We start from the raw sequence: 6,724 nt of genomic DNA, 5'->3' as shown, positions 1-6,724 counted from the left end.
TTAATTGAGTATAAATAAACAACTTCAACATGGTGATGAATTAATCATTTCATTCTATAGATAAATAACAATTGTAATTAATGTAAATAACCCTAGACCCAACTCTTAGAATCATTACAATATAGGTCATCAATTAAAATAGCAAATTATTACTGATTTGCTATTGGTTAACAAAAAACGTGTAAGATTTAATCGCGTAATTAATTTAGATAGTTTTAATTATCTCGATTTAACCATTTATCTGGTTAAAGACTTTATTACGTAACCATTAAGAAAAAATGTGCTAGTTTGTGATACATTCATTCTTTACACTTCATTACATAAATGTTCCCCATAATTTTTGAAATGCCTCCAGAGTATCTATATAATTAAGACAATTTAAGTTTATCGTTAAGTGGTTGGGTTAGATATTTAGCCCAAGACTATTTTTATGACTAAACGAAGCACAGAACAATGTAAAAAATTAATAAAAACAAAAGGTAAGCATTTTATATAAGGGTTTTTTATGATAAAATATAGTTATGTGGCCAGCCAGCCAGCCAGCCAGCCAGCCAGCCAGCCAGCCAGCCAGCCAGCCAGCCAGCCAGCCGATTATTGGGTTTAATAAGAGCAAGTAGATTAAAGCGAACCCGTCTTTTTCGACTGATATTTTTATCATCATTTCTTATCTTAAATAATGCACAAGCCTTATCAGCAACAACGTTAAGAGAAATCAACGGTACTGCACCTTATTATACGTTAGATAGTGGTGCAACAAAGGTGCTGAATCTGAATGATTTTTTAGGGCTGACATTATCAGATAACTCTAAAATTACGCCTTCAACAACATCAAGTGTAACTAATCCAATTATTTTACCTAATGAATCAGATACATTTGCAAGTGTAGTGACTCTGATCCCCACAAACAGTTATCCATCAATCAGTTTTGATAGTTTGGTGAAAAATTATAACTATTGGTTAGATGAAGATGGCGATAAAAATCCGTCAGCAACCGGGGATTTGAAACTCACCTGGAAAACGGTATCAGGTCAAGATATAACCAGTAGTATTAATTTAGCCGATAGATTAAATCCGTGTGATTCACCTTATACATTGACAATTGAAGCGACTAATACCACACTTCAAACCCAATATGGTGTTCCACGGGATCGTAGTTTGACTTCAAGTTCTCACACTTATTACATCAAACCAACTTTTCCTCCGTATGTGTGTTATGCGCAACCGAATTTAAATCCGAGCGCGGATAAATTTAAAGGACCGGCACACCAATGGGATCCGTCGCAGGGTTTTAAAATACAAACACGTAATATTGCGGAAAAAAATAAAAATTTCCCGACAATCGCATCAGATAATCTATTTTTTAAAATGAAAATCTATAATGCGACAGCTAACGATATCATTAATATCAATGGTAGCAAAGTGTATTCTCAATATGGAAAAGGTGTAACATTAGATTTAACCGCCGAAAATAATGATATTTTACGAGTTACTCTCAGAGGTCCAAACAGTAAATCTAACGGTAATGAAAGAGAATATTCAAATTCAGCGTTTGCGATTTATGCCGATCAAGCTAAACAAAGAGTTTTATATACATTCGAAATAACACGTTGGTTAGTTGCAAAACCAGGTCAAACACATCCTTACAATTTGGCAATAGATTATTGTAATAATTATTATACAAATTATGGTTTAGCTGGTGTCAGGGATTTGACCAATGCAACTGCTCATAATTCGGAGGTAGATTGGGATATTGGTGATTCACCAAATAATCATTTTACACGCTGGATTAGTTATTCTAGCTCAACAGGATATGTTGGTGGCATAATGAATGAGTGGGGCGATCTTGGAGAAAATTATTATCCTAACAGTGAATGGGAACTAGGTGATTATTATACAACAGATATAAGTAAAGTAGGTGATCCACTTAATATTTGGTCAGGATCAGGAGATATAGATATAGCATTTTTTGGTCCCTACAGCCAACGGGCAGCATGTATTAATTGGCAGTAAAGAAATTAAAATGTAAAAACACATCCTGTAAAGGATGTGTTTTTTTGCACATATTTTGTACAATCACAAAGAAAATAGAAAAAATAGTAATATAAATAAAACGATAGGATTTTAATTGAGTATAAATAAACAACTTCAACATGGTGATGAATTAATCATTTCATTCTATAGATAAATAACAATTGTAATTAATGTAAATAACCCTAGACCCAACTCTTAGAATCATTACAATATAGGTCATCAATTAAAATAGCAAATTATTACTGATTTGCTATTAGTTAACAAAAAACGAGTAAGGTTTTATGGTGCAATATGTATATACGATGAATAGAGTTGGGAAGATTGTTCCTCCTAAACGCTATATTTTAAAAGATATTTCTTTGAGTTTTTTCCCTGGTGCCAAAATTGGGGTGCTGGGTCTTAATGGAGCTGGTAAATCCACGTTATTACGCATAATGGCTGGCGTGGATACTGAGATTGAAGGTGAAGCTCGACCACAGCCTGATATTAAAATTGGTTATTTACCTCAAGAACCAAAATTTGATCCTAAACAGACTGTGCGTGAAGCGGTTGAACAAGCAGTAGGTGATGCCAAACAAGCACTTGCGCGTTTAGATGAGGTTTATGCAGCTTATGCTGATCCTGATGCTGATTTTGATAAGTTAGCGAAAGAGCAAGCTGAACTTGAAGCCATTATTCAAGCGCAAGATGCCCATAACTTAGACAATCAACTCGAACGAGCTGCAGATGCATTACGGTTACCAGATTGGGATGCCAAAATTGAAACGCTCTCTGGTGGTGAACGTCGCCGGGTGGCTATTTGTCAATTATTGCTTGAAAAACCTGATATGTTACTGATCGATGAACCGACCAACCATTTAGATGCGGAATCGGTAGCATGGTTAGAACGTTTTTTACATGATTATGAAGGCACTGTTGTAGCCGTAACCCATGACCGTTACTTTTTAGATAATGTTGCGGGTTGGATTTTAGAACTCGATCGCGGGGAAGGTATTCCTTGGGAAGGTAACTATTCATCGTGGTTAGAGCAAAAAGATCAGCGTTTAGCGCAAGAAGCGGCAACCGAATCAGCACGGCGTAAATCGATTGAAAAAGAACTCGAATGGGTACGTCAAAATCCGAAAGGTCGCCAAGCAAAAAGCAAAGCTCGTTTAGCGCGTTTTGATGAGTTAAATAGTAACGATTATCAAAAACGTAATGAAACTAACGAACTGTTTATTCCACCTGGGCAACGTTTAGGTGATAAAGTGATTGAAGTGAGTAATCTCACTAAATCCTATGGTGATCGGGTATTGATTGATAATCTTTCATTTAGTGTTCCTAAAGGGGCGATTGTTGGGATTATCGGTCCAAATGGTGCGGGTAAATCGACCTTATTTAGAATGTTATCCGGTAAAGAGCAACCCGATTCAGGCACAATTACTTTAGGTGATACGGTACAATTGGCTTCAGTTGATCAGTTCCGTGATAGTATGGATGATAAAAAGACCGTTTGGGATGAAATCTCCAATGGTCAAGATATTATGCGGATTGGTAATTTTGAAATTCCAAGTCGTGCTTATGTAGGACGATTTAATTTTAAAGGTGTCGATCAGCAAAAACGTGTTGGTGAGCTATCAGGTGGTGAACGAGGACGCGTACATTTAGCTAAATTATTACAAGTAGGGGGTAACGTATTGTTACTCGACGAACCGACTAATGATTTAGATGTTGAAACTTTGCGAGCATTGGAAAACGCCTTGTTAGAGTTTCCGGGCTGTGCGTTAGTGATTTCACATGACCGCTGGTTCCTTGACCGTATTGCCACTCATATTTTAGATTACCAAGATGAAGGGCATGTGGAATTCTTTGAAGGTAATTTCACCGAATATGAAGAGTGGAAAAAACGTACGCTTGGTGCCGAAGCCTTAGAGCCAAAGCGTGCTAAATATAAAAGAATCACCAAATAGTTCTATTGATCAATTCCCGCCGATATCATATCGGCGGAACACTGTTACTAAAATTGCATTTGGTTTATAAAATATAACAAGCAGATCTTTGACCAATCATTAGTTTTTACTCATCTTGAATATTCTTATATATCTTATATAATACTTATAGTGAAATTCTTAAGAAAACAAAATGAATAAAATCATTTATCAAATAAAAGCATTAAAACAATTGCGAAAAATTCAAAATAATGCTTTGATTCGCAATAAAATTGATGAGCTTGCTAACATGCCTAATTGTATTAATGTTAAAACTCTCATTAATCATAAATATCAATACAGGTTAAGAGTTGGTAACTATCGAGTGTTTTTTAATTTTGATGGCTATATTCATATTGTTTCTATTGAAGAGGTGAAAAAACGCGATGACCACACTTACTAATATACAATTTATTAATAATGAGCAAGGGCAACCACAATTTGTGGTTATGCCTTACGCACAATATTTAGAACTTTCAAATAATAAAAAAATCAATATTGAAACAGGTGTACCTAGCAAAGTTGTGAATATGGTTTTTGATAACAACTATTCACCAGTACAAGCATGGCGTGAATATTTAAAATTATCTCAAATTGAAGTAGCAAATAGAATTGGTATTAGCCAGTCTGCATACTCTCAATATGAAAAAAGTCAAAAGTTAAGAAAAGCAACTAGAATAAAAATCGCTAATGCTCTAAAGATTAAACCTGAGTTACTCGATTTCTAGGATAAAACCACCGAAAGGTGGTTATGTCTTTTTGGTATAGTATATTTTTTGTATTTGTTCAATTATTGTACCATCTTGTTATTAGTTATCTTGGATCTAATGCTATTTTTTTACAAGTCTTATACATTTCACTAAGATCATCATCCCATAAGTTATTATCTATTAATAATTGTTTGATTATTTCTGTATCTTGGTTATGAAGTAAAGTAAAAGAAAGAAAAGCTGAAAAAGCTTTATCTGGTTGGCAAAGTTGTAATGTTGTGCTCATACCATTTCTAACCAATATAATATCATCTATGTTACGAGCTAACTTAATCATATCTCGGTTTATATTTTTACATACATTAAATATGGCTAACACCAATCTTTCATCATTTAAGTCTAAATAGTCTATAGTTCTTTGACCTTTAGAATCTTCACCGCCTTTAGCGTACAAATAATAATTTTCTATAGATAAATATAGTTTAGGATCTTCTTCATAAGGGTTAATAATTGGAGTTGTAACAACATTTAAAGAACTTTTTTTATTATTACATCTTTTACAGGAAGGTAATAAATTATCCCAGTCTATAACACTCTCAGGATATAAGCTTTTACACTTAAAATGTTCAACTTCCATGTATGAATCTTCTAATTGTAATTGGCATTCACAATAAGCGCATTTGAAGTTACTACTTTTTAACAAATACTCTATTATTTCAGTATGTTTCCATACAGTATATTTTGGGTTTAATTTAAACTTTTCAGTTAATTCTTTAACTTTTTCCTCCTTTAAATAAGGAGGTTTCTCCCCTTTCTCTAGCTTAATCATGGATTAACCCTTAAGTCCATCCAATTGCATTTTAAAAAGGGCTCTTAAAGGGTATGTAGGATGAAGCATTTGATTTAATTTATCATAGGCTTCTGTAGCAGCTTTTACGTCTTTATTTTTAAGAGCACTATCAAATTTCTCTTTAACATCTTCATACAATTGTGTTCGAAGGTCTTTCATGCCCATTACATCGGTAAGGATTTCTTCTATCGTCCATCCTTTAAAACCACATGGTGCAATATCTAAGGTTCTTTTTTCAAGATTACCATTTTGCCCAGATAGAGCTATAACTTCATTTACTTCCGCTGTTTGAATAACATGAGGACTATGTGTGCTGATGATAAATTGAACATTAGGGAATAAAGTAGTTAAAGCATTACAAATTTTTCCTTGCCATTCAGGGTGAAGATGTAGCTCAATTTCATCGATTAGAATTACGCCATTAAAATCTCCTATATACATATTAGGAAAGCGAATTTGGACCTCTCTAATAATACCCCATACGATGGAAATACATGTTTTAAAACCTGAGGATAGGTATTCATAAGGAATAATTCCCGTTGGGGTATTAACATAAATTTCCATATCTTGTTTAAGTGCAGAGAAGGAATAAGATTGATTTAAAATACCAAATGCTTTTTTAGCAAATTCGATTGAATTTTTATCATTTTTTGCAGTATATATTTGGGAAGATAATAACTCATTTTTAATAAACCAATCTTTTGCATTCTCATTTGACACGCCGTCTAAATTATTTAGATGGCGATCTGCTTGTTCGTAAATATTTAGACTTTCTATCCATTTGTGCAAAAATAACCTTTCTGTTTTAAAATATATTAAATAAGGATTATTATCATTAAAATTCGTCAATGATTTTGATCGAAAATCAAAAGGGTTATTGTTATAATCCCTTGGTTCAAAAGACGCTATTAAACAGGTATAAGGGTCATTTCGATTAAAATCACATTCTATAGTTACGTATCCGTTTACACAATTTGATTTTTTCTTTAGAATAAAATTTGAAAATTGAGTAAAACAATGCGCTATTGAATCCAAAATGTTCGTTTTACCAATCCCATTTTCACCACAAATAATATTCATTTTTGGGTCAAATTTCTTAATTGATAAACTTGATATACCGCCAACATTTTCTATTTTGAGTGACTCAATTTTCATCGCTGTATCCT

6 protein-coding genes are annotated in these 6,724 nt (G+C 33.4%); 4 read left to right on the top strand and 2 right to left on the bottom strand.

Annotated features, from left to right (window positions below; translation table 11 throughout):
- Positions 1–594: 594 nt before the first annotated feature.
- From A9G11_RS06120 to A9G11_RS06105, 4 genes are all read left to right on the top strand, one after another.
- The gene (locus A9G11_RS06120) at positions 595–2,010 is read left to right on the top strand and encodes a hypothetical protein (protein WP_141674358.1); all 1,416 of its coding nucleotides are present in this window, start codon (positions 595–597) and stop codon (positions 2,008–2,010) included.
- 302 nt (positions 2,011–2,312) lie between these two features.
- Entirely contained in the window at positions 2,313–3,980 is a 1,668-nt protein-coding gene (gene ettA / locus A9G11_RS06115; RefSeq protein ID WP_065618613.1) for an energy-dependent translational throttle protein EttA, read from the top strand.
- 172 nt (positions 3,981–4,152) lie between these two features.
- Positions 4,153–4,401, top strand: a complete 249-nt coding sequence (locus tag A9G11_RS06110; protein WP_065618612.1) for a type II toxin-antitoxin system RelE family toxin — start codon at positions 4,153–4,155, stop codon at positions 4,399–4,401.
- Positions 4,385–4,726 carry a helix-turn-helix domain-containing protein gene (locus A9G11_RS06105; protein WP_065618611.1) on the top strand — a complete coding sequence of 114 codons (342 nt, stop codon included), beginning with the start codon at positions 4,385–4,387 and terminating at the stop codon, positions 4,724–4,726. Before A9G11_RS06110 ends, A9G11_RS06105 begins: the two co-directional genes overlap by 17 nt.
- Positions 4,727–4,811: 85 nt before the next feature.
- On the opposite strand, the gene A9G11_RS06100 is transcribed toward A9G11_RS06105, so the two are convergent.
- Both A9G11_RS06100 and A9G11_RS06095 read right to left on the bottom strand, forming a co-directional pair.
- On the bottom strand, positions 4,812–5,537 hold the full coding sequence (locus tag A9G11_RS06100) for an HNH endonuclease (protein ID WP_065618610.1): 726 nt from the start codon (positions 5,535–5,537) through the stop codon (positions 4,812–4,814).
- Positions 5,538–5,540: 3 nt separating this feature from the next.
- Positions 5,541–6,713 (bottom strand): AAA family ATPase, encoded by a 1,173-nt coding sequence (locus A9G11_RS06095; protein WP_065618609.1) that lies wholly within the window; start codon positions 6,711–6,713, stop codon positions 5,541–5,543.
- Between the last annotated feature and the right edge of the window lie 11 nt (positions 6,714–6,724).

Origin of the sequence: Gilliamella sp. wkB108 (assembly GCF_001690195.1) — a bacterium.
GTDB lineage: Bacteria > Pseudomonadota > Gammaproteobacteria > Enterobacterales > Orbaceae > Gilliamella > Gilliamella apicola_L.
This window is presented reverse-complemented; position numbering and strand designations above follow the sequence as displayed.